Source organism: Campylobacter concisus UNSWCS, assembly GCF_000466685.1.
In the GTDB taxonomy this organism is placed as follows: domain Bacteria; phylum Campylobacterota; class Campylobacteria; order Campylobacterales; family Campylobacteraceae; genus Campylobacter_A; species Campylobacter_A concisus_A.
In genome coordinates this window covers 1-442 of record NZ_ANNG01000043.1, presented here as the reverse complement: position 1 = coordinate 442, position 442 = coordinate 1, and the positions used below count along the sequence as shown (strand labels likewise).

Below are 442 nucleotides of genomic sequence, written 5' to 3'. Positions count from 1 at the left end.
GATACGTATCTGCCTGCTCTTCTCCAAATTTGTCAAAATAAAGTAAATAATATCCTTCATTGTCGCTATACTTTACGATACTTAATGCAAATGGTTTTGGCAAAAGAGTGTTGCCAGAATAGTGAATTGTTTTTGGTATCTGCCCCAATTGCGCATTGCCCTTTAAATAAATCTTATAAAGTTCTCTCATTTTTGACTATCCCTAATAATTTCTACCACCGTATTTTCTGTTATTTTTTCTACCACTTTTAATTGATACCTCGAAATGAGCATGATCCTTTTTGACGTTGTTTCATGTTTTATATATAAAATAATTTTTAGCCTAACGCAAATCATCTACTATTTCGTATTTGTCGCCACATTTTTCATATAAAATTTTTCTAAGCTCATTGATTTTTTGCATGTATTTTGCTTCGGATTCGGGACTAGCAAAGCCCTTATA

Annotated in this window: 1 protein-coding gene; it reads right to left on the bottom strand. The window is 31.9% G+C overall.

The window, feature by feature from the left end:
* Positions 1 to 190 (bottom strand): hypothetical protein (locus UNSWCS_RS09180; RefSeq protein WP_035143829.1); only part of this gene is annotated, 190 nt, incomplete at its 3' end.
* Between the last annotated feature and the right edge of the window lie 252 nt (positions 191 to 442).